This is a genomic window from Caballeronia sp. ATUFL_F2_KS9A (assembly GCF_023630765.1).
GTDB lineage: Bacteria > Pseudomonadota > Gammaproteobacteria > Burkholderiales > Burkholderiaceae > Caballeronia > Caballeronia zhejiangensis.
In genome coordinates this window covers 217,203-237,845 of record NZ_JALQEK010000031.1, presented here as the reverse complement: position 1 = coordinate 237,845, position 20,643 = coordinate 217,203, and the positions used below count along the sequence as shown (strand labels likewise).

The window sequence follows — 20,643 nt, the reverse complement described above, 5'->3', positions numbered from 1 at the left end:
GGCCGTTGTCGTGAGCGGCTCGGAACTCAGACGTGATGATGTCCCGTCACACGATCCCAGCCGTGACGAATCGCCGCCTTGAAGCGTTCCCACGTATCGCCTTCGGGGTGCTTGCTCTCCCAGTCGCGGCGCGTTTCGTATTCCATCTGATCGTCCCAGGTGCGGCTGCGGAATCGATCGTCGTTGCCGAGCGTCGCGCCGTAGCGATACGCGCCCTGATAGTCCTCGTAAGGCTCGCCCGTCGCCGAATACTTCGATGCGTAATCGGCGCGGAAGTCGTCTTCGTACTCCATGAATTCATTGGGCACGTTTTGCGGATTTCCGATGGGTCCGACCGGCCCGCCCGCCTGCGTTCCCGCCGAAGCGACAACCGGATCGGGCGACGATCCCGCCGCGCGCGCCGCGCCCGCCTGAGACGGCGTCGCGGGTTCGTCGAGCGGGCTCAGCGGTTCGACGGAGCGCCATTCGGACGCCGTGTCGGTACGCACGCCGGGCAACGGAGCGCGCTCGGGCGGCACCGCGCCGGTCGTGCGAAGCGGATCGCGGCCCGCGATGGCGTCGCGCTCCGATAGCGAATCGCCCGCGAGTTCGGTGCGCGCCGCGAGCGGATCGGCGCGCGTCCCGGCGAGCGAATCGGCGAGCGGATCGGCGCCGGTCGTCGCGTACGAATCCCGGCCCGTGACCGGGTCGCGACCGGCGAGCGGATCGCGGGCGGTGCGTTCGGCGTCGCTCGTCATCGACTGGGATTGGGACTGCGATTGCGACATGCCGCCGCGCGGCATCAGCGGATCGTCGGCGGGATCGCTGACGTAATCGCGCGGCGTCAGCGCGGCCGGATCGCCGACATCGGCGTGCGGATAAGCCCGCGCACGCGACGGCGTCTGGTCGGGATCGTTCACCGGCTCGCGTCCCGGCACCGCGCTGCCGCGTCCGAGGCCCAGTTCGTCGAGCACCGAATGATCGCGGTCATCGGCGGCCGCCGCGGACGTGCCGTGTTCGAGCGTCGTCCAGCTTGCCGCGCGTTCATCGATATCGATCGCGCCCTGATCGGACAGCGTCGCGCGCGCGATGTCGGCCTGCTCGACGCTCGGCGTTTCGACGGCGACGAGGATCGCACCGCGCCGCACGGCCTCGGAATAGTGCGCGACTTCCGGCGGCTGATCGCGTCCGCCGAAGAGCATGCTGAAGAAGCGCTCGATGTTGGCGAGCACGCCCGGCTCCTGATGCGTGACGGCATCGGGCATGTCGGACGGCGTGGCTGCATCGTCGCGCTTGGGATTGGCCTGCAGTTCGATATCCGCGCGCAGGAAGCCGGCGGCGATCAGGGCCGAGCGCGCGTCCTCGGCCTGCGCATAGGTGTCGAAAACTCCGATGACGGTGTGTCGCATGTACGCCTCCTGCGGATGGGCGAATTCCGAAAATCGGCGACGTCGGTCGCCGCGCATGTCGGCATTCACGCAACTCGCGTGCCGGATGCGCGTGAACCGGCGCGAGCGGCACGGCGCGGGAAAAGGAGCCGGCGCTTTTACAAACGCGCGTGCAAAAGTCGATTGCAGCGCGGGCGGTTCAGCGATCGACCGAACGCGCCGCGCGCAGATCGGAAGGCGTCGCGCCGTCGTGGATCGCGCGCAGGAGCGCGTCGAGCAGCGCGATGTCGAACGGCTTGGACAGCACGCGCGCGCCGACCTGCCGCGCGCGGTCGAGCTCTTCCGCGTAACCCGTGACGAGGATCACCGGAATGCGCGGGTGAAAGCGCTGCATCATTTCGGCGAGATCGATGCCGTTCATCTGCCCCGGCATGTGAATGTCGGAGAGCACGACATCGAACGGAAAACCGGCCGATGCGTCGGCGCGCGCGGCTTCGAGCATCGTGGCGGCGGCATCGGCGTTGAAGAGGTAGGTGACGTGGTGGCCCATCATCGTGAGCAGCGCTTCGGTGCCGGCGGCGACTTCCTCGTTGTCCTCGACGAGCAGCACGCGCAAGCCGTCCGCTTCCTGCGACGCCGCTTGTTCGTGCTTCGCGGCCGCGCCGGGCGCCGCCGCCGTCGCGCGCGGCAGGTACAGACGCACGGCGGTGCCCGCGCCGATCGCGCTGTCGATGGTCGCGAGCCCGCCCGCGCGCTCGCAGAACGCGAACACCTGCGGCAGGCCGAGGCCCGTGCCCATGCCTTTCGGCTTGGTCGTGAAAAGCGGTTCGAACGCGCGCCCGAGCACTTCGGCGCTCATGCCGAAGCCGTTGTCTTCGAGCGTGATCTGCACGAATTCGCCGGTGATCGGAAAGCCGTCCTCGTGGCGAAAGCGCACGTTGCCGGCGCGCACGGTGAAGGTGCCGCCGTTGGGCATCGCGTCGCGCGCGTTCACCGCGACGTTGATGAGCGCGAGCTCCAGTTCCGCCGGATCGACGCGGATCGCCCACACCTCCGGCGCGACTTCGACGCTGAGCGCCACCTTCGCACCGAGCGATGCGCGCAGCAACTCGCGCCCCGCCGGCACCCATTTGCCGATCGCGATGATCTCGCTGCGCAACGGCTGCTTGCGCGCGACGCCGAGCAGTTGCCGCGTGAGCGACTGGCCGCTTTTCAGCGCGCGTTCCATCGCCGTGAGTTCGCGATCGAGGCCGGGCGCGCCGCGCCGCCGCGCGATCTGCACGTTGGTCGAGACGATCATCAGCAGATTGTTGAAGTCGTGCGCGACGCTGCCGACGAGATTGCCGAGCGCCTCCATCTTGCGCGCCTGCCGATACGCCGATTCGATCGAGCGGCGCATCGACGCTTCGGCCTGCCAGCGCTCCCACGCTTCCTCTTCGGTCGCGAGGCGCCGCAACGACTGCGCGATTACGCCCCACAGCACGACGCACGGCGCGAAGATCGAGAGCGCGAGCACGCTCAGATGCTTCCACCATGCCGACCAGATCGTCGCGATCGGATAGCCGCTCGATACATAGGCCGGATACCCGCCGACGCGCCGGAACGCGACGATCTTCAGCTGATCGTCCAGCCCCGAAACCATCCTGACGACGCCGCTTCGGCCGCCCGCGCGGTACGCCTCGCGCAGCGGCGAGCTGGCCGCGAGCGCCATGCGATCGGCCGGGCGCGGCGGATACCACGCGAGCACTTCGCCGTCCGCGCGCGTCAGACCGAGCGACACGCTCGGGTTATCGCCGATCAGCTCGCGATAGAACGCGCTGAAATACGATGGGCGCAGCGCGATCGTCACCATGCCGTCGAACGCGCCCGCCGGCGTGCGCCGCGCGATCGCCGTGTTGAACACCTGCTCGCCGGCGACGCGGCCGACCATCACGCGCGAAATCCGCTGGCTCTGGCCGGCGCGCAGGCCGCCGAAATCGTCGCGCTCGGCAACGGAGATGTCGGGCGTCGGCCAGATGCGGCTCGTCGCGAGCAGCTTGCCGTCGGCGCCGAACACGGATGCCGCCGCAACTTGCTGATAGGAGCCGCTGATCGCCTTGAGGCGCTGATGGATCGTGGCGCTTTCTCGGCGGATCGCGGCGGCGTCGAGGCCGTCGAGCAGATCGACGATGCGCTCGTTGAGCGTCACGTTCAGATCGAAGACTTTCAGCGCGTGTTCTTCCGCGACGCGGGCGTTGCGCGCGACCAGATCGGAGGCGTCGGCGACGCGCGCGTGGTAATCGGTGTATGCGGTGATGGCGACGTACACGCACGGCAGCACGACCGCCGCGACCAGCAACGCATAGAGCGTGAGGCGCTGCGCGGCGAAGTTGCGCTCGGGCACCACCGGAAAAGGCGGTTCCTCCTGCCACGACTGCGCGGCGGGAACGGCGTCGGACTCCTCACGTTGCAGCGTCATTTTTGGCAGCGAATTGGAAAACTTACTCATGGCCCGTACCTTTCGTACGCGGTAGCGGGCGTGGACGGTGCAACCGCAACTAGGACGCACGAAGCATGCCGGATCGGCGCGATTCAGCCTTCCCGGCCGTCGAACGAAGCTTGCACGCGGCGCGCAGTTAGCGAGATTCTTGGAAGCGCAAACGTACACAAAAGCATGGACTGACAGCGCATCGGAACACATCGAGCAGAATTCACCCGTATCGAACCTTATTTCATCATATTAATTCTCGCTTGGCGCCTCATCGAGTTGCTTTGACATTCTGATAATCAGACAATGCAATCCTCCGATCCGAAACGCCGCTGAGAGCGTCGGCCGGGGAATACAAGCAGCCTCCCGGCGCGCGTCGGGGCGAAGTACCGCTTGCCCGGCAGATGCGGGCAGGCAGCGCGACCGAGCGAGGAGAAAAAGGCCAAGGTCCGGGATCTCCGGATCACGCACGGGGCAGGCAACATGACGCCGATCGAGAGCCAGCATCCATCGCGCACTGGGCGCGCGCTGATTACACAGCGCCCGCCCGCCGCGTGGCGCGCCGACGTCGACAGGCGACGCGCCTGGCTCATCGCCGCCGACCTGCATCACCGACAGCGCCCGCATTCCCGCCGGGCCCAAGGGCTCACGCCGGTTCTTCCGTGAACATCGCTATAAAGATCGCTGCGCGGATGCCGTAATCCATACGAGAGCCCGCCGTGTCCGTCGACACGACCGTTCTCCGCCCGAAAACAGCCTAAAAGATCCTGCCGACCATGCCGTTGCCGATTGTCATTGCCGATGATTCACTGCTCGCGCGCAAGGTGCTGACGCGCGCGCTGCCCCCGGACTGGGACGTCGAGATCTCCTACGCGACCAACGGGCGCGAGGCGCTCGAGCACTATCGGGCCGGCCGCGCCTCGGTGATGTTCCTCGATCTGACGATGCCCGACATGACGGGCTATCAGGTTCTCGACGCCTTGCAGCACGAAGATCTGAATACGTTCGTGATCGTCGTATCCGCCGATGTGCAGCCGATGGCCCAGGAACGCGTACGCGCGCTCGGCGCGATCGCCTTCCTGCCGAAGCCGGTGACGCCCGAAGCGCTGCGCCCCGTATTGAAGGAGTACGGTCTCCATGCTTGAAACCGCCCTCAACGAAGATCAGCGCGACGCGCTGCAGGAAGTGGCCAACATGGCGATGGGCCAGGCCGCGACGCGTCTTTCGAAGCTGCTCGGCACGTTCATCGAGCTGTCGGTGCCGCGCGTGCGCGTCGTGAGCGTGGCGGAGGCATCCGCGGCGCTTTCGGAGATGACCGGCATCACCGATACCGTCACCGCCGTGCGCCAGGGCTTCCGCTCGGACATCAAGGGCGAGGCGATCGTGCTCTGCAAGAGCGGCAGCGTCGATCAGCTGTGCGCGCTCGTCGACGATCCCTACACGAAGTCCACGTACACGACGACGACGCGCACCGAGCTCGTCTTCGATATCGCGACGGTGCTGATGGGCGCGTGCGTGTCGTGCATTCTCGACCGCCTCGGCCGTTCGCCGATTTTTTCGCCGCCCGGCATGCTCGGCTCGGACATCGGGCTCGACGAGGTCTTTCAGCCCGCGATGCTCGCGTGGAAGACGGCGCTCCTGCTCGAAGTGAATTTCGCGCTCGAAGACCACAGTTTTCGCGCGCATCTCGTGATGCTGATGGCCGAGGACGCGATCGCGCATCTGAGCGAAGCGCTCGATGCGCTGCTGTCGAGCCTCTGACGAATGGAAGACCTGCGCCATCTGCTGAGCGAGCTGGTGATCGAGCGTGTCGGATTCGGCATCTTCGTGCTCGATCGCGACCTCAACGTGCTGATGTGGAACCGCTTCATGCAGGACCACAGCGGCAAGACGGCCGAGCAAGTGATCGGCAAATCGATTTTCGCGAGCTTTCCGGAACTGCCGCGCGTGTGGTTCACGCGCAAGGTCGAAAGCGTGTTCCAGCTCGGGAGCTTCGCGTTCAGTTCGTGGGAGCAGCGCCCGTATCTCTTCAAGTTCGACCACGACCGGCCGATCACCGGCGGCGTCGATTACATGCAGCAGGACTGCACGTTCATGCCGCTCACGCTGGAGGGGGACGTGCGCGCCGTCTGCGTGACGATTTCCGACGTGACGCACGCGAGCATGATGCAGCGCGCCCGGGACGAAGCCGTCGCGAAACTGCAGGAATTCGCGGACCGCGACGGCTTGACCGGCATCGCGAACCGGCGCTATTTCGAGCTGCGATTGCGCGACGAATTCCAGCGCTGGCATCGCTACGGCGGCGAACTGTCGATGCTGCTCTTCGATCTCGACCATTTCAAACGCATCAACGACGATCGCGGCCACCTCGTCGGCGATACGGTCCTGCGCGTGATGGCCGAGCGCGTCGCCAAGGCCGTGCGCGTGCAGGACGTGTTCGGGCGTTTTGGCGGCGAGGAATTCGCGCTGCTCTTGCCGTGCACGAATTTCGACGACGCGATGATCGTCGCGGAGAAAGTGCGGAGGGAGATCGGCGAGACGCCCGTCGACGTGCAGAACGCGCGCGTGCCCGTGACGGCGAGCGTCGGCGTGGCGCGTGCGCGCACCGGCGTGACGTCGTCGTACGAAGCGCTCATCAACGAGGCGGATGCGGCGCTTTACACGGCCAAGCGCGAAGGGCGCAATCGCTCGGTGGGATTTGCCTGAAAACGCGCCTGAATCCGCCCCTGAAACCGCGCCCGATGCGCCGCGCCATGCCCCGCGCGGCTCCGGCGCAATCGGGCAAAGTATTGATATACTCTTTGCCGCTTCCGGCGCAGTCGCAGCCGGCTCGCGCCGGCTTTCTTCCTTGATCGTCCCGCTCAGCGCCAGGTGGTTCCGCGCGCGCCGGGCCGCGTCGGGTCCGGCGCCCGATCTCTTAATTTGCCCGTGGGGGCGCCACAGCGGAGTTCGTCTTGGCCGTTTCCAACATCATCGCTGACGATCCTGCCCCCGACGCCGCGAAAACGTCGTCGGGAAGCTCGTTTTATCTCGCGATGCGTATCCTTCCGGCTGCGCAGCGCGACGCGATGTACCAGATTTACGCGTTCTGCCGCGCGGTCGACGACATCGCCGACGAAGGCACGCTGCCGCGCCGCGAGCGCGCGCTCGCGCTCGACCAGTGGCGCGAGGACATCGATGCGTGCTACGCCGGCGCGCCGAAGAAATCGCTCGAAGCGCTCACGCAGCACATCCAGGCTTTCCGGCTTTCCCGCGACGACTTCCACGCCGTGATCGACGGCATGGCGATGGACGCCGCCGGCGATATCGTCGCACCCGACGAAGCCACGCTCGACCTCTATTGCGACCGCGTGGCGAGCGCCGTCGGCCGGCTGTCGGTGAGGATCTTCGGGATGCACGAGGACGCCGGCCGGCGGCTCGCGCATCATCTGGGGCGCGCGCTGCAACTCACCAACATCCTGCGCGACATCGACGAAGACGCCGAAATCGGCCGCGTGTATCTGCCGCGCGAGTTGCTCGCGCGCGAAGGCATTTCGACGAGCGATCCGGCGAGCATCGTCGGCGACGCACGCCTGCCGCGCGTGTGCGCCGTGCTGGCCGAGCGCGCGAAGGGCCACTACGCGCAGTCCGACGCGATCATGGCGGCTTCGCCGCGATCGCAGGTGCGCGCGCCGCGCATCATGTCGGCGGCGTATCGCACCGTGCTCGACGCCAATCTCAAACGCGGTTTCGACCTGCCGCGCACGCGCGTGCGGACGCCGCGCTCGCGCCTGCTGTGGATCGTGGCGCGCAATCTGATCTGATGTCCCGGCGGGTTTTCGTCGTCGGAGCGGGCATCGCCGGTCTTGCCGCCGCGGTCGAGGCGCAACGGCGCGGCGCGCGCGTCGTGCTGCTCGACGCCGCGCCTCACGCGGGCGGACGCTGCCGCTCTTTCTTCGATACGAAGCTCGGCGTCACGCTCGACAACGGCAATCATCTGCTGCTTTCGGGCTACCAATCGACGATGGCGTACCTGCGCGCGATCGGCGCAACCGATACGCTGATCGGCCCGACGCAGCCCGACTATCCTTTTTTCGATGTCGCGAGCGGCGACGCGTGGACGATCCGCATGTCGTCCGGACGCCTGCCGCGCTGGATCTTCGATGCCGACGCGCGCGTGCCCGGCACGCAGCCGGCCGACTACCTGCCGTTTCTGCCGCTCCTGTGGGCGAAACCGGGCCGCACGGTCGAAGAATGCGTGCGGCGCAAGGATCGCGTATGGAACCTGCTCGCGCGCCCGCTCTTGCGCGCGATGCTCAACGCCGATCCGTCCGAGGCGAGCGCGGAACTCGCGGCCGGCCTGCTGCGCGAAACCGTCGCGCAAGGCGGCCAGGCGTGCCGTCCGCTCATCGCGAGAAGCGGGTTGTCGCACGCGTTCGTCGAGCCCGCGCTGCGGCTCTTGCAGTACGGCGGCGCGGAGATCCGGCTCGGCTCGCGCGTCGCGGCCGTCGGGGTATCCGGCACGGATTCGACGGAGCGTGTAAGCTCGCTCGCTTTCGACGGCGCAGACCCGCTGACGCTCGCGCCCGGCGACGGCGTGGTGCTCGCCGTGCCGCCCGATGCGGCCCGGCGCCTCGTGCCGGGGTTGAGCGCGCCGGACGCATCGCGCGCGATCGTCACCGTGCATTTTGCCGTCGATGCACCCGTGGGCTTCGAGCCGCTGACGTGTCTCGTCAACGGCATGTCGGACCGGCTTTTCGCGGCCGACGGACGGCTCTCGGTCACGCTGTCGAGCGCCGGCCAATGGCTCGCGACGCCGCACGAAGAGCTCGCGCAGGCGGTCTGGCGCGAAGCGGCGAAGGCCGTGCGGATGCCCGCCGTGCCGACGCCGCCCTGGCAAGTCGTCGTCGATGAACATGCGACGTTTGCCGCCGTGCCGGCGCAGGAAGGCTTGCGGGCCGCCACGCGCACCCGCTGGCGCAATTTCACGCTCGCGGGCGACTGGACGGCGACCGGCCTGCCCGCGACGATCGAAGGCGCGATCCGCTCCGGCCAGAAGGCCGCGGATGCGCTGTTGAATCAATCGATGGAACGCTGATGAACGATTTATCCCTTTCGGCCGTGGGCGCGCAGGTTTCGGGCGCGCCGCTCGACGCCGCCGTCAACCACGCCACCGATGCGCTGCTCGCGGCGCAACATCCGGAAGGCTACTGGCTCTACGAACTCGAAGCGGACGCAACGATTCCCGCCGAATACGTGCTGCTCGTCCACTATCTCGGCGAGACCGCCGACGAAAAGCTCGAAGCGAAGATCGGCCGCTATCTGCGCCGCATTCAGCGCGAGGACGGCGGCTGGCCGCTTTTCACCGACGGCGCGATGGATGTCTCCGCGACCGTGAAGGCGTATTTCGCGCTGAAGATGATCGGCGATTCGCCCGACGCACCGCACATGGAGCGCGCCCGCGCAGCAATCCTCGCCGCGGGCGGCGCGGAGAAAGTGAACGTGTTCACCCGTATCCTGCTCGCGCTGTTCGGCGTCGTGTCGTGGCGCGCGGTGCCGATGATGCCCGTCGAGATCATGCGTCTGCCGATGTGGTTCCCGTTCCATCTGTCGAAGGTGTCGTACTGGGCGCGCACGGTGATCGTGCCGATGCTCGTGCTCAACGCCAAGCGCCCGCGCGCCCGCAATCCGCGCGGCGTGCGTATCGACGAAGTGTTCACGAACCCGCCGGTCAATACGGGGATGCCGTCGCGCGCCGGGCACCAGAGCCGCGGCTGGTTCGCCTTTTTCCGCGTGGTCGATTCGATTCTGCGCGTCGCCGATCCGCTTCTGCCGAAAGCCGGCCGCGAACGCGCGATCGATGAAGCCGTGCGTTTCGTCGACGAGCGGCTGAACGGCGAGGACGGCCTCGGCGCGATTTTCCCGGCGATGGCCAACTCGGTGATGATGTACGACGTGCTCGGCTATCCGCCCGAGCATCCGAACCGCGCGATCGCGCGCAAGTCGCTCGACAAGCTGCTCGTCATCGACCCAGCCGACGACGGCGAAGCGTATTGCCAGCCGTGTCTGTCGCCGGTGTGGGACACGTCGCTCGCGGCGCACGCGCTGCTCGAAACCGGCGTGCCGAAGGCGCGCGCGGCGGTCCGGCGCGGCCTCGACTGGTTGGTGCCGCTGCAGATTCTCGACGTGCGCGGCGACTGGGTTTCGCGCCGCCCGGACGTGCGGCCCGGCGGCTGGGCGTTCCAGTTCGCGAACCCGCACTATCCGGATGTCGACGACACCGCCGTCGTCGCGATGGCGATGGAACGCGCCGATCGCGAAAACGGCACGGCGCTGTACGGCGAGTCGATTGCGCGCGCGCGCGAATGGGTCGTCGGCATGCAGAGCAGCGACGGCGGCTGGGGCGCGTTCGAGCCCGAAAACACGCAGTTTTACCTGAACAACATCCCGTTCTCGGATCACGGCGCGCTGCTCGATCCGCCGACCGTCGACGTTTCCGCGCGCTGCCTGTCGATGCTCGCGCAACTCGGCGAGACGTCGTTGAACAGCGAGCCGGCGCGTCGCGCGTTCGAGTACATCGTGCGAGATCAGGAGCGCGACGGAAGCTGGTACGGGCGCTGGGGCATGAATTTCATCTACGGCACCTGGTCGGCGATGTCCGCGCTGAACGCGGCGGGCGTCGCGCCGACGGACACGCGCATGAAGCGCGCGGCGGACTGGCTCATCGGCATCCAGAACGACGACGGCGGCTGGGGCGAGGACGGCGACAGCTACAAGCTCGACTATCGCGGTTATGAGCAGGCGCCGAGCACCGCGTCGCAGACGGCGTGGGCGCTGCTCGGGCTGATGGCGGCCGGTCTCGTCGAGCATCCGGCGGTCGCGCGCGGCGTCGGCTATCTGCTGAAGACGCAGCAAAAGCACGGCCTGTGGGATGAAACGCGCTTCACCGCGACCGGTTTTCCGCGCGTGTTCTATCTGCGATACCACGGCTATCGCAAGTTCTTCCCGCTGTGGGCGCTCGCGCGCTATCGCAATCTGACGCGCGACGGGCTCACGCGCGTGACGGCGGCGATGTGAACGCGCCCGTCGTCGCCGTGACCGGCATGGCGTTCGAGGCGAAGATCGTGCGCGGACGCGGCGTCGATGTCGTATTCGCGGCGCGCGCCGATCTGCTCGAGCGCGCGCTGTCCGATGCGCTCACGCGCGGCTGTTCGGGAATCGTCAGCTTCGGCACGGCGGGCGGGCTCGCACCGGATCTGAAGCCGGGCGCGCTGATCGTCGCCGACAGCGTGTGCGGTCCTTTCGGCGAGCTGCATACCGATGCGGCGTGGTCGGCGCGCATCGTCGATGCGTTCGCGGGCACGCCCGTCGAGCGCGTCACGCGGCGCGGCAAGACGGCTGGCGTCACGGCGCCCGTCAAGACCGAGGCGGAAAAGCGCTCGCTGCATTCGTCGACGGGCGCGCTGGCCGTCGATATGGAATCGCATATCGCCGGGGCCATCGCGACGGCGCGCGGCTTGCCGTTCGCAGTGTGCCGCGCCGTGGTCGATCCCGCGTGGCGAACGTTGCCGACCGCCGCGACGGCCGGTTTGCGCGATGACGGCACGACGGCGATCGGTCCGATTTTGCGCGAATTGGTCCGCGATCCCGCGCAGTTGGGCGCGCTTCTGCGCCTTGCATCCGATGCCCGCGACGCCCGCGCGACGCTTGTGCAGGCGCGGCACGCGATGGAATCGGCGCGGGCGTTGGTGGTGGCATAGCGCTTCGGTCTCATCCCTTGCTTTCTGCGGGTTAACCCTCATCTCGGTATAATCAGGGAAAACCCTGATCTGGCGCGCGTCTACAGAACTCCGCGACGCGCGCAGCAATGAAAGCGAGGTACCGCAAATGAATTTCCACACCCGTAAATGGGTCAAGCCCGAAGACCTGAACCCGAACGGCACTTTTCCAGACTGACATATCAACTCGTCAACCGGAGAGATCGGTTTTTGGGTCTGTTACATTTTGTAACAGACCATACCGCGGCAATCGAAGTTACAAATTTTCTTTATGCTTTCCATTATTGGGGCGGCGTCCAGGGTTGGGACATCGTCCATGGCTTAGGAGATGCCGGCGGAGGCCGCGAGTAGTCGGCACGCAGGTATTCGGTCAAAGCGGCCCCAGGAATGGCAGGCAACGGTTGGGGCATTCGGGATGTAGTTGGCCCGAACCGCTCTCGCGATCACGGCCGTCCCGCGCAGTCATGCTCGTGCCGTTATTCGTGCACGACACCATCGTGACTATGCTCGTCGCATTGTCGGGCCGCGTGTTCGGACCGACCGGCACCGTGCCCCGTCGGATGCTCGACCACGCCTGCTTCCAACTGCGAAGGACGTCGCTTCTTCGTCGGCGTCAATAGCCTGTGAGCCGGAGCTCCGCTTCGGGATCATAGCGACGCCTGCTATTCAATCCTCGGGCGACACTTGTTGCTTCCTCTTCCGACCGGCCTCGAGCCGTATCGGCACTTCGTTACTCTCAACCAGTAGCTCGACTGCATCGACTCCGAGCGCTTCCGCCAAGGCCACAAGAGTGTCGACCATGACATTCGACTGCCCGCGCTCGATGACGCTGAGCTGGGTGCGATGCAAACCAGCACGGTCCGCAAGCTTCTCTTGGGACATGCCTCGTTTGCCGCGAAGTACTTTGAGATTGCTCGCGATTCGCCCGCGGACTTCCGTTTGGCGCGCGCCTACGTTTTCTGCCATATGGGGCAGGAGCATCGCCTATCGCAGCGCGCAAATCTACAGTTTATAAACTGACCGGCTACTAACTGGCTGACTGGACACTACATATTTTTTTTACTATACTACGCAGCAGTCGTGGCGGTCATTGGATGCCGCGCGGCGAGCAAGCGCCGGCGACCTGCATTGGTGGCTAATTCGGTTCATCGCCGAGTTGATAGCACTGTGTCGACCTGGGCTGAGTGAACAAGAGGGGGCTATCGGCATACTTCACTCCAGCTCAGTGCCGCAACTTTGCGTCGCGACCGACGTCACAGTGAATCTGTCCGAGATATACGAAGAATTCGAATTCCGTCAAGGCCTTCAGGAGAGAGCGGGCTGTCGAGGGGTGAACGTGTTGGAGTTACTAATAAGCTCTGCAAGGGCGACGGATTCGAAGTCGTCGGTAGTCCAAAGGATACGTTTGCGGCGTTCGGTCCAACCAGCGGCGCCCTCTAAAAGGGGAAATCCTTTAATCGACATTTCCAATGTCGCGCACGATGCGCTCGCGGCTCTCGAGTGCGCCCAGGCGCAAGGAGCAAGCCTTGCAGTCTCCGGGGATGAAGTGATTTGCACGCGCAATAACGCGACCGCAAACGGCAGCACTATGTCGACGCAGCGCTTCATGCACTGGCGAAACAGCAATCTATGATCCGAAGCTGACCATGCGTCACCGAGTTATCGCGCATCGTTGTGAGGACCGCCAACCGCCAACCGCCAACCGCTGTGCCCGCTTGACCGCTTTTCGCTCTGGCTGGTGGACATCGATTGGGGCGATATGAAACTGACTCAGAGGCAGTGATGTGAGCACCAAGTGCACGATTCGATATCAGGACAAGGAAGGCGAACTGCCCGCCTGGCACCTGTACGAAGAGCTGTTTGATGACGACGATGTCGTCTATCTCGAGCTCGACGGCGTTCAGGCCGACGTGGTGATGATTCGGGGCTCGCTAGCAGTGACGACGCCCGGGACAGTGCTGATTCGGTTGCCAACGGTCACCGCGCGTCAATTAGGTTTATTGCCGCCGGAGTGGTCAAGAGACACGTCGTGGTCGAAGAACTAGACAACAAGGGCTCCAGTCGCCTGCGGCGTATCGTGAGCGTGGGAGAAACGTCGGCGGAGGAGTATCAAGGGCCTGTTCGGCCGGGGTGCCCTTGCTTCGTGTCCGTTGATAGCGTCCCATATCAGACCCGCGGTCGAGTGGTCAGGAGGAGCGTATGAGAAGCGAGGGGTGGAGCAGTGAGAACTCAGCTAAGTTGCTGCGGGTTGCGCGTGTCTTAGCTCGGGCCGCCGAGGTGTTTGACGATCTTGATTTGGCATTCGCCTGGATCGAGACACTGGTCGACGCCTTGGGAGACGCCACGCCAATGAGCCTTATGGACCCCGACGTCGGCGAAGAAAGCGTGACGGATACGCTGGGACGGATCGAGCACGGCGTGTTTGCCTGATACGTTCAGCGCACGCGTCCGCGGAGAACCCCAGAGCATCAAGGCAAAACATCATGCGTGTCAATATCAAACTCGATGATTGCCTCATCGACGACATGCTTGTTTCACCAGGGCTGAAGCGCGTGCAATCGGGACAGTGCCGGAGACCGGCGTCGTGAATTGGAGGCTCTCCGCCGTATGCGTGGCTTCGTCATTTTCTACGAGTCCGTCCGCGGGCGGAGGAGCCATGATCGAGCGCACGCCGGTCCACAAATACGTCCCACGCGCGTCGGCCTTAAGCCCCCGCCTACCGGCACAGCTGGCGCGCGAAGATGAGCGCGGACATAGGAGGAAGCAAATTGAGTCCCGGATCGGATGCCAGGCTGCGCGCCGACTACCCGCTGATCTTCGTTGTCGAGCCGATTGCAGATCCCGACGATCCGGTGATGCCTGCCGTGCAGTCGCCATTTGCGCACTGGGGTTTCGAATGCGGAGACGGATGGTATGACCTCATCGACGCCCTATGCCTGCAGTTGCAGTTCGCGACGAAGAACGGCGCGCCGCAGGTCGTTGCCAGGCAGGTGAAGGAGAAATTCGGCAGGCTTCGCTTCTACACGTGTGGCCAAAATGACGAACAGCAAGGCATGATCGTACTGGCAGAAGCGATGAGTGCTCGCCTTTGTGAAGTTTGCGGGAACCGAGGCCGTATTGTCGAAGATCAATGGCTCCGGAGCCGTTGTCCCGAGCACGCAATAAACTGAAGCTGCACGAGAAACGAGTGTTCCGATCGTAATCCAACAGCGCAAACGAACATGATCTCAAGTGACTTCAATCCGCTTGAACCGCTGACCGCCGATGCGGCTAGGCTTTACGCTGACTTGGAAGACACTGGCCGTCGAGCAATGGAAGCGCTGCGCACGATCGATCCAGTCGTGAGCGAGGAACTTTTCGCGACGTTCGAGTCGGAAGACCGAGCGGCGCGCTGGCTCATCAGCCGGACCATCGGCTTTGGCGGACGCAGTGCATTGGAATTGCTTTCGCAGGGAGATCGAGAGGAGGTTATGCATGTATTGCATCACCTTCGCTATGGGTTCTGTGCATAAAGGAAGTGCCGCTAAAGCTCGACAAGTCAGATACTCGACGAACATCGGGCGGAAGTTCGTTCGGTAAACAAAGCTTTCCGCTTCGCTAAGTTAACCTGGAAGAGTTGACCGTTTCGTATCGATGGCGCGTTGGAGGGCGCTGCGTGGCGCCGTGCGTGCGGCGATTAGCCTGCCTGCGCGTTGTAATGCAGTGATGCTCGCTCGCCAACAGGAGTGTGCTGAAAGCCATGATCATAATCGACCACCTCTACATTATGGCTAACGAGTCCATGCCGGGCATCTACAAGATCGGCTGTAGTGGGAACCCTGCCAAACGGGCTTTCGAACTTAGCAGCCCGGCTGGTGTGCCAACACCGTTCTATGTTGTCGGCACGTTCCATCACCCCTCGGCCCAAGCCTACGAGCGCGATGTGCATAAGGAACTTCATGTGCATCGCGTCTCAAAGCAGCGAGAGTTCTTCTGTGGACTAGGTCTTGATCAAATGCTGGCAAGGATCATGAAGGTCGGAAATCTTCACTACGAGAACTACGAGTTCTGTCTCGACCGCATCGATGCTATATGGACCGACCCAGTATGTGGTCCGCGCATTCGTCAACATTTGAAGCAACTCGGAATCAGCAATCCCGAGACACACAACGACGCCCATTTCGATGCCCTTGTAAGAGTCCTCAATCACATCATTTGTGGCGAAGACATGTTCGAAGAAGGTATCGGGCAGGAAGCGCTGAAAAGCTAACCGGGGGAGCAAACTTTGTCCACGGCGATTAACAGGTTGCGCCAAGCAGTCTTTTTGGCCACTCCAAAAGGAAAGCAAATGCGACGCCCCGCACGGTGGACGAACGCCAGTACTTCGCCTGAGGAGGCTCGAATCGAATATGCCACCCGTCAAGCGGTCGTCGCCGCCATCCTTTTCGACCCAATAGGCATTGAAGCCATTCTTGAGCTTTCCGACGCAGAGATTGGCCGACTTTTTAAAGACACGCTACGCAAAATGGCCGGCGTTGCCACGGTGTACAACCTCGACCTTCCGGCGATTCGTGAGGAGGAAGAAGATCTCCGCAGACGCATACAGCGAACTTCGAAGCGTCGAACGTCGGTACCTGAGGCTTCGACCGAGAGCGTGATTTGCGAACTCCGAGCGCTACTGGCTTGTTCGACAGGGAAAGGTGCTCCGACGAGATGACTTTTGCAGGCCCGCCGCTATGACTGAGAAGAAACTTAGCAAGAACGTCGCTTCGGGTCAGATTCAGCGTTGACTTCGGACAGGAACCGTACTACCCGGCTTTCTTTCTTCCGTCCGTGATCCACCGCAATGACTTCGCGAAGGTCATCCGACGCTTGGGTGAAACATCCGGTTGGAACAAGTGGGACTTTTCACGACCCCGATCGAGTTTGAAGGCGGCGCCACTCCGCTTCAACTTCTCACGATCAAGAAGGTTAAGGAAGCGTTGACCGCCGCCGCAGACTTCGTAGAGCGCTGAGCGAAGCAACTACGTTTCATTTTCAAGCGGGGGGTAACTATGCACTGGTCGCAATTGGAATGGGGGCACTTGTTATGTTCTTCTTTGCCTCTGCTATACATTCCAGCCGGCGCGGCCGGGCTCGGCTTCGCGGTTGGCCGCCTTATACGTGGTCGGCCGTACATCGGCAGGCACGTCCGCGAGCCGCGTCGGTGACATGCGCCGGTTCGGTCCTTGAAGGGAATCGTGACGGACACTCTGTTTTCTGCCGAGCGGTCCAAGGGTATCGAAGGCGAAAACGGTAGGTCCCCGAAGGTCTTACTGGCGAAGGGAGTTATCGATGAAGGTTCGTGAGCTGGTAGAGCGTCTATCCGCTGTTGACCCTGAAAGTGTCGTCTTGTTTCTCGAGGCTTGGTCGTGGATCGACGAAGCGGATGAAATCGCGGCGGTCACCGTTCCGACAGAGGCTTGGACGTTCGAGGAAAGCAGCGAATCGGGGCATGAGTACTCGGTCTTTTACCCGGGCAATGACGGCGATATCGAAGATCGCCCGGGGCAGTACGTTCGTCAGCGACAGGTGCGCGTTGTTATTTTGTCGAACGGTACGACCAACCTGGAGCGGGGCAGCCAGCCGTTGACAGCGAGGTGAAGTCATGAGCGGAACGTTGGTTCGCACAATCATTCATTGCTGCTGCACCTCTGTGACGCGCGGCGACACGCTTCGAGATGCGATTGGCTACGCCACGAACCGGTCCAGCCCACGGCTGCGGAGGTACCGATGATTCACGTCCCTGACGACTTCCCTCGCGCCGCACCCGGCGTTGTCGCTGGCGCCCAACGAAAGGTCTGCGTGGTCCTATGCAAGGACGGAAAGTACCGGGAAAACTCCTCGGAGGAAGTAAGGGCCGAGCGCTACGAATTCTGCGAGGACCTCGCCGATCAGCTCCGGCCCATTGCGCTAACGGACGCCGAACAGCATTCCCGCCAAGCGGTGCTTCAGCGCGTCGCAGTGGCTGTGCAGGAAAAGGCTTGGACGACGGGACCGGAGACGACGTGGCTGATCCAACGGCTACGACAGTTGTTGGCTTGGTGACAGTACTCTGTCGTGTTAAGCGTTGAGAGAGTACGTGCGTGAACGAATGTCGGCGCGGCCAGGCACTAGGCTTAAGGAGACGCAAGACGATTGACCTTCGCCTTGTCGACCGCAGCTTTGATAGGCGGATTTCGGATTAACTGTCCTATCGCTCGAACTGACCGCGCAACGCATGTTGCGGACGCTGAGCGTACCGTCTGAATTCGGGAAGCAGGAAGCAGGAAGCTAATGTGATGAGCCGCTACACGTTTGCTGACTTTTTTGACGTCCGCCAGCGATCCGGGGACTCCCAGGCTTTCCGCCATCAATGTGGCCAGCCTTCTCGGCATTCGGCAGGAAGAGCTCGCGACAATTCCGGGCGTCCATCGAAACACGCTTCATACGCATCCGGAGTCGCCGAGACTGCAGGCCGCGCTACATGACTTTATGCGTGCCCTTTCGGCGGCTGTCCGTGTACAACCGGATGTCGAACGCGCACTGTTTCTCCTCAAGTACCATCGGGTCGCGGCTCGGCCATAAGCCCATCCTCCAGTTGATTCAGGATGGCCGGGCAGCCGATGCGGTCGACTACCTCGGCTCTATAAGCGGCGGTTTCGTTGGATGACACTGTGCTATCTGCCGAAGAAGACTGTGGTTCATCGCGCTCGATTGCAACGGGCGGCGTAATCCAAGCGCTCGAGTATGCGCGAGACGGCACCATCTCCGAGGAAGAAGGCCTGCGGCAGGCACGCGGGTTCCTTGACAGTATGCGGCGCCGACCGGCGGAGGGGCAGTCGCAAACATGAACACAATGCAAAATATCTCAGCGAGTCGCTCGACGCGTGGCCTTAGTGCGGTCGAGATATCTCCGCGCAAAGGGAGGTCTACGTGATGAAGCTAAAAAAGCTCGAGTCGTCCGATCTCTTCCTCACCGTGCGATTACCGCGTGGCGTAAGCCCGGCTGTAGCAGCCTCACTGAAATCTGGCATTGAGGAGGCAATAAGCTTGCTGGGCGCAGACTTTGACGCGAGTGTGCTTTCACGAGCGGACGACCTTGCAAAGTTAATCGCGAAGCTGACGAAGCCCGATGCAGGGCTGATTCAAGAGCGCATTCTGCGTCGAAAGACGATGCAGGCAGTGTTTGAGGAAGGGGAGTGGCTCACATCCGAGGACATTAACCGGTTGCAAGCCTTACCGCCGCGAAGCAAATCGCTTCCCGCTAATGACTGGAAGCGGCGATGTCGTGTCTTTGCGGTGTTCTACGATGGGAAAAATTACTTCGCGCGGTATCAGTTCGATGACGCGTATCAGCCCCTTCCCATCATCAAGGACATCCTGCGGGAAATCGGCGAAGTTGCGGATCCGTGGGAGACCGCCGCTTGGTTTCACTACCCCAGCGGGTGGCTCGGCGACCTTGTCGACGGCACGAAAGCTATTGCCCCGAAGGATGCGCTGCATCGCCGCGATGAGGTGTTAATGGCCGCGCGCCGGATGCACGGGATCTATGAAGCTTAAACGTGCCGGTACAGGTCGCGGCCTGTAACAACTTCGGAAGCGGTCCAGGGACGTTTCTGGTTCTCGTCGTCGATTCAAGACGGTCGCACACATCAGCGCGGACTTCCCTTTGACTACCGGGTATTCGCGCATAGTTGCTTTCTATCCCCGCGCTCGTCGCGCAGCGAGAAATTCTAAGCCAATGCGATCTGGCGGATCTTTGACGAGACTAAAAAGCAACGTTGTCCTCGGAAGCGACAAGGATGACTGACTGACCGTTGCAGTTCATCAAGAAACCGATGGCCTCTAAGTGTCGGACGGCCGATGAGTGTTGGTAGTCCGCACTGCCGACTGGCCGGTTCCGGGAAGCGGAATACGACTTGCCGCTTTCCGGGGGTGATTTTGAAGAACGGTCCGCCGCGGCCGACCCCCTAATCGGCCGTCCAACCCGCGGCCGTCCTTCGTCTCTTGATGAAGTGACGTTGTCGGTGATGAGCTCATTCTTCCCCGGACGCCGAAGCTTGATAAGCGTCTGCTGCCGCGTCTCGCGCCGCAAGATAATCCAGCACTGATGCCTTCGTGATAAACCGGTCGACCCCTGTTTCATGATGAAGTTCGAGTTTCCCTTGCTCCAGCAGCTTCGAGATGTTTGGACGAGACACGAATAGCTGCGTGGCAGCCTCAGCGATGGAGAGGAAGTCGTCCGTTTCTGGTCGGTGCGAGGAGAACTGGCTTATCGCATCGACGAGTATTGCTTCCAGTCCAGCAGCGAGCTCCCGTCGAACGTCGGGTGGCAGACCGGCCCCAACACGCGTCAACAACTCGTCCATACGTACGCGTGACAGCTGCACTGCGTCGATAACCAGAGGTGTCATCTTTCCGTCGGTCGACATGTCGGCTTCCAAGCGGAGGTAAGGAGTTCAGTGTATCCCCTTTGAGAAGACGTCGAAACGCTGGAAGATCGGCTCTCATCCAACGTAAAGTCGACGGTGGAGTCCTATGTTTCCGCTTAGGCGGGCGGCTGAGGTTGGCCGATTGGGTTAAGTCGCCGACGAGCGCTTAGTGGCATTCCAGTTCGCAAAACCGGGATTTGGCTAATTGACGGGTTCGGCGAAAGTAGTCTGACCGGAGTGGGTCCGACTGCTGTCCGACCGCGACGTTCTGCGCCGGGCCTAGGCGGCCGCGCTTTCTAAGACTGGGATCGGCCATGAAGGGACGTTCGTTCCGCACTCGGCACCGACGTCCAGACGGCGGCTCTACCCAAGAAACGTCCCTTCGATTCGCTAGCGTCAAGAGGGGCCGGCGGACTTCTTCGATCTGCATAACTTGGCCTGCCCGTTGACCGCTGGCCGTTTTCAGCCGTCTGTAGAAGAAAGCCAAACGTCGCGAACTGCGGCGCTGGGCGCGGACAGACTTGGCATCTTGCTTTCATCGAAAGCCATATCAGGATTGCCATTTTCTAATTGCAAAATGTGAAATCGGCCAGTGACGTCAGTCGCAAATATCTGCTGAA

General features: G+C 63.2%; 18 protein-coding genes. 14 read left to right on the top strand and 4 right to left on the bottom strand.

All coding sequences use genetic code 11. The annotated features are described in order from the left end of the window. Positions 1 to 26 precede the first annotated feature (26 nt). Entirely contained in the window at positions 27 to 1,388 is a 1,362-nt protein-coding gene (locus tag NCS67_RS19930; RefSeq protein WP_250436268.1) for a hypothetical protein, read from the bottom strand. Between the two features lie 178 nt (positions 1,389 to 1,566). Then, positions 1,567 to 3,825 (bottom strand): hybrid sensor histidine kinase/response regulator family protein, encoded by a 2,259-nt coding sequence (locus tag NCS67_RS19925; protein WP_502801869.1) that lies wholly within the window; start codon positions 3,823 to 3,825, stop codon positions 1,567 to 1,569. Between the two features lie 785 nt (positions 3,826 to 4,610). On the opposite strand from NCS67_RS19925, the gene NCS67_RS19920 reads away from it, so the two are divergent. From NCS67_RS19920 to NCS67_RS19890, 7 genes are all read left to right on the top strand, one after another. After that, positions 4,611 to 4,979, top strand: coding sequence for a response regulator (locus NCS67_RS19920; RefSeq protein WP_008354266.1), 369 nt, complete (start codon positions 4,611 to 4,613; stop codon positions 4,977 to 4,979). After that, positions 4,972 to 5,595, top strand: a complete 624-nt coding sequence (locus NCS67_RS19915; RefSeq protein WP_008354267.1) for a chemotaxis protein CheC — start codon at positions 4,972 to 4,974, stop codon at positions 5,593 to 5,595. The genes NCS67_RS19920 and NCS67_RS19915 overlap by 8 nt, the downstream gene beginning before the upstream one ends. Positions 5,596 to 5,598: 3 nt before the next feature. Next, positions 5,599 to 6,540 (top strand): sensor domain-containing diguanylate cyclase, encoded by a 942-nt coding sequence (locus NCS67_RS19910; protein ID WP_008354268.1) that lies wholly within the window; start codon positions 5,599 to 5,601, stop codon positions 6,538 to 6,540. Positions 6,541 to 6,788: 248 nt separating this feature from the next. Continuing rightward, the gene (hpnD, locus tag NCS67_RS19905) at positions 6,789 to 7,637 is read left to right on the top strand and encodes a presqualene diphosphate synthase HpnD (protein WP_250436266.1); all 849 of its coding nucleotides are present in this window, start codon (positions 6,789 to 6,791) and stop codon (positions 7,635 to 7,637) included. Continuing rightward, complete coding sequence (gene hpnE, locus NCS67_RS19900; protein ID WP_008354270.1) at positions 7,637 to 8,911, top strand: hydroxysqualene dehydroxylase HpnE; 1,275 nt, start codon at positions 7,637 to 7,639, stop codon at positions 8,909 to 8,911. The genes hpnD and hpnE overlap by 1 nt, the downstream gene beginning before the upstream one ends. Further along, positions 8,911 to 10,890, top strand: coding sequence for a squalene--hopene cyclase (gene shc / locus NCS67_RS19895; RefSeq protein ID WP_008354271.1), 1,980 nt, complete (start codon positions 8,911 to 8,913; stop codon positions 10,888 to 10,890). Before hpnE ends, shc begins: the two co-directional genes overlap by 1 nt. Before the next feature lie 26 nt (positions 10,891 to 10,916). Beyond that, on the top strand, positions 10,917 to 11,573 hold the full coding sequence (locus NCS67_RS19890; RefSeq protein ID WP_250436367.1) for a phosphorylase: 657 nt from the start codon (positions 10,917 to 10,919) through the stop codon (positions 11,571 to 11,573). A gap of 684 nt (positions 11,574 to 12,257) precedes the next feature. Here NCS67_RS19890 and NCS67_RS19885 read toward each other — a convergent pair. Beyond that, on the bottom strand, positions 12,258 to 12,557 hold the full coding sequence (locus tag NCS67_RS19885; RefSeq protein ID WP_284504126.1) for a helix-turn-helix domain-containing protein: 300 nt from the start codon (positions 12,555 to 12,557) through the stop codon (positions 12,258 to 12,260). An 818-nt stretch (positions 12,558 to 13,375) separates the two neighbouring features. Here NCS67_RS19885 and NCS67_RS19880 point away from each other — a divergent pair. The 7 genes from NCS67_RS19880 (at position 13,376) to NCS67_RS19850 (ending at position 19,151) form a co-directional block, all read left to right on the top strand. Continuing rightward, positions 13,376 to 13,636 (top strand): hypothetical protein, encoded by a 261-nt coding sequence (locus NCS67_RS19880; RefSeq protein ID WP_250436264.1) that lies wholly within the window; start codon positions 13,376 to 13,378, stop codon positions 13,634 to 13,636. A gap of 154 nt (positions 13,637 to 13,790) precedes the next feature. Next, the gene (locus tag NCS67_RS19875) at positions 13,791 to 14,021 is read left to right on the top strand and encodes an antitoxin Xre/MbcA/ParS toxin-binding domain-containing protein (RefSeq protein WP_250436263.1); all 231 of its coding nucleotides are present in this window, start codon (positions 13,791 to 13,793) and stop codon (positions 14,019 to 14,021) included. A gap of 311 nt (positions 14,022 to 14,332) precedes the next feature. After that, entirely contained in the window at positions 14,333 to 14,761 is a 429-nt protein-coding gene (locus tag NCS67_RS19870; protein ID WP_250436262.1) for a hypothetical protein, read from the top strand. Between the two features lie 51 nt (positions 14,762 to 14,812). Further along, positions 14,813 to 15,103 carry an MbcA/ParS/Xre antitoxin family protein gene (locus tag NCS67_RS19865; RefSeq protein ID WP_250436260.1) on the top strand — a complete coding sequence of 97 codons (291 nt, stop codon included), beginning with the start codon at positions 14,813 to 14,815 and terminating at the stop codon, positions 15,101 to 15,103. 227 nt (positions 15,104 to 15,330) lie between these two features. Next, positions 15,331 to 15,840, top strand: coding sequence for a GIY-YIG nuclease family protein (locus NCS67_RS19860; protein WP_250436258.1), 510 nt, complete (start codon positions 15,331 to 15,333; stop codon positions 15,838 to 15,840). A gap of 1,064 nt (positions 15,841 to 16,904) precedes the next feature. Then, positions 16,905 to 17,213: a hypothetical protein gene (locus NCS67_RS19855; RefSeq protein ID WP_250436256.1), complete on the top strand. Its 309-nt coding sequence runs from the start codon at positions 16,905 to 16,907 to the stop codon at positions 17,211 to 17,213. 1,311 nt (positions 17,214 to 18,524) lie between these two features. Continuing rightward, positions 18,525 to 19,151 carry a hypothetical protein gene (locus NCS67_RS19850; protein ID WP_250436254.1) on the top strand — a complete coding sequence of 209 codons (627 nt, stop codon included), beginning with the start codon at positions 18,525 to 18,527 and terminating at the stop codon, positions 19,149 to 19,151. A gap of 476 nt (positions 19,152 to 19,627) precedes the next feature. Here the strand turns inward: NCS67_RS19850 and NCS67_RS19845 are convergent, their stop codons facing one another. After that, the gene (locus NCS67_RS19845) at positions 19,628 to 20,023 is read right to left on the bottom strand and encodes a MerR family transcriptional regulator (RefSeq protein WP_250436252.1); all 396 of its coding nucleotides are present in this window, start codon (positions 20,021 to 20,023) and stop codon (positions 19,628 to 19,630) included. Between the last annotated feature and the right edge of the window lie 620 nt (positions 20,024 to 20,643).

What these genes read in the sequence shown, in the direction of transcription:
- NCS67_RS19930 (WP_250436268.1), bottom strand. Translation starts at nt 1,388, where the DNA reads ATGCGACACACCGTCATCGGAGTTTTCGACACCTATGCGCAGGCCGAG.
- NCS67_RS19925 (WP_502801869.1), bottom strand. Translation starts at nt 3,825, where the DNA reads ATGACGCTGCAACGTGAGGAGTCCGACGCCGTTCCCGCCGCGCAGTCG.
- NCS67_RS19920 (WP_008354266.1), top strand. Translation starts at nt 4,611, where the DNA reads ATGCCGTTGCCGATTGTCATTGCCGATGATTCACTGCTCGCGCGCAAG.
- NCS67_RS19915 (WP_008354267.1), top strand. Translation starts at nt 4,972, where the DNA reads ATGCTTGAAACCGCCCTCAACGAAGATCAGCGCGACGCGCTGCAGGAA.
- NCS67_RS19910 (WP_008354268.1), top strand. Translation starts at nt 5,599, where the DNA reads ATGGAAGACCTGCGCCATCTGCTGAGCGAGCTGGTGATCGAGCGTGTC.
- hpnE (WP_008354270.1), top strand. Translation starts at nt 7,637, where the DNA reads ATGTCCCGGCGGGTTTTCGTCGTCGGAGCGGGCATCGCCGGTCTTGCC.
- shc (WP_008354271.1), top strand. Translation starts at nt 8,911, where the DNA reads ATGAACGATTTATCCCTTTCGGCCGTGGGCGCGCAGGTTTCGGGCGCG.
- NCS67_RS19890 (WP_250436367.1), top strand. Translation starts at nt 10,917, where the DNA reads ATGGCGTTCGAGGCGAAGATCGTGCGCGGACGCGGCGTCGATGTCGTA.
- NCS67_RS19885 (WP_284504126.1), bottom strand. Translation starts at nt 12,557, where the DNA reads ATGGCAGAAAACGTAGGCGCGCGCCAAACGGAAGTCCGCGGGCGAATC.
- NCS67_RS19875 (WP_250436263.1), top strand. Translation starts at nt 13,791, where the DNA reads ATGAGAAGCGAGGGGTGGAGCAGTGAGAACTCAGCTAAGTTGCTGCGG.
- NCS67_RS19870 (WP_250436262.1), top strand. Translation starts at nt 14,333, where the DNA reads ATGAGCGCGGACATAGGAGGAAGCAAATTGAGTCCCGGATCGGATGCC.
- NCS67_RS19865 (WP_250436260.1), top strand. Translation starts at nt 14,813, where the DNA reads ATGATCTCAAGTGACTTCAATCCGCTTGAACCGCTGACCGCCGATGCG.
- NCS67_RS19860 (WP_250436258.1), top strand. Translation starts at nt 15,331, where the DNA reads ATGATCATAATCGACCACCTCTACATTATGGCTAACGAGTCCATGCCG.
- NCS67_RS19855 (WP_250436256.1), top strand. Translation starts at nt 16,905, where the DNA reads ATGAAGGTTCGTGAGCTGGTAGAGCGTCTATCCGCTGTTGACCCTGAA.
- NCS67_RS19845 (WP_250436252.1), bottom strand. Translation starts at nt 20,023, where the DNA reads ATGTCGACCGACGGAAAGATGACACCTCTGGTTATCGACGCAGTGCAG.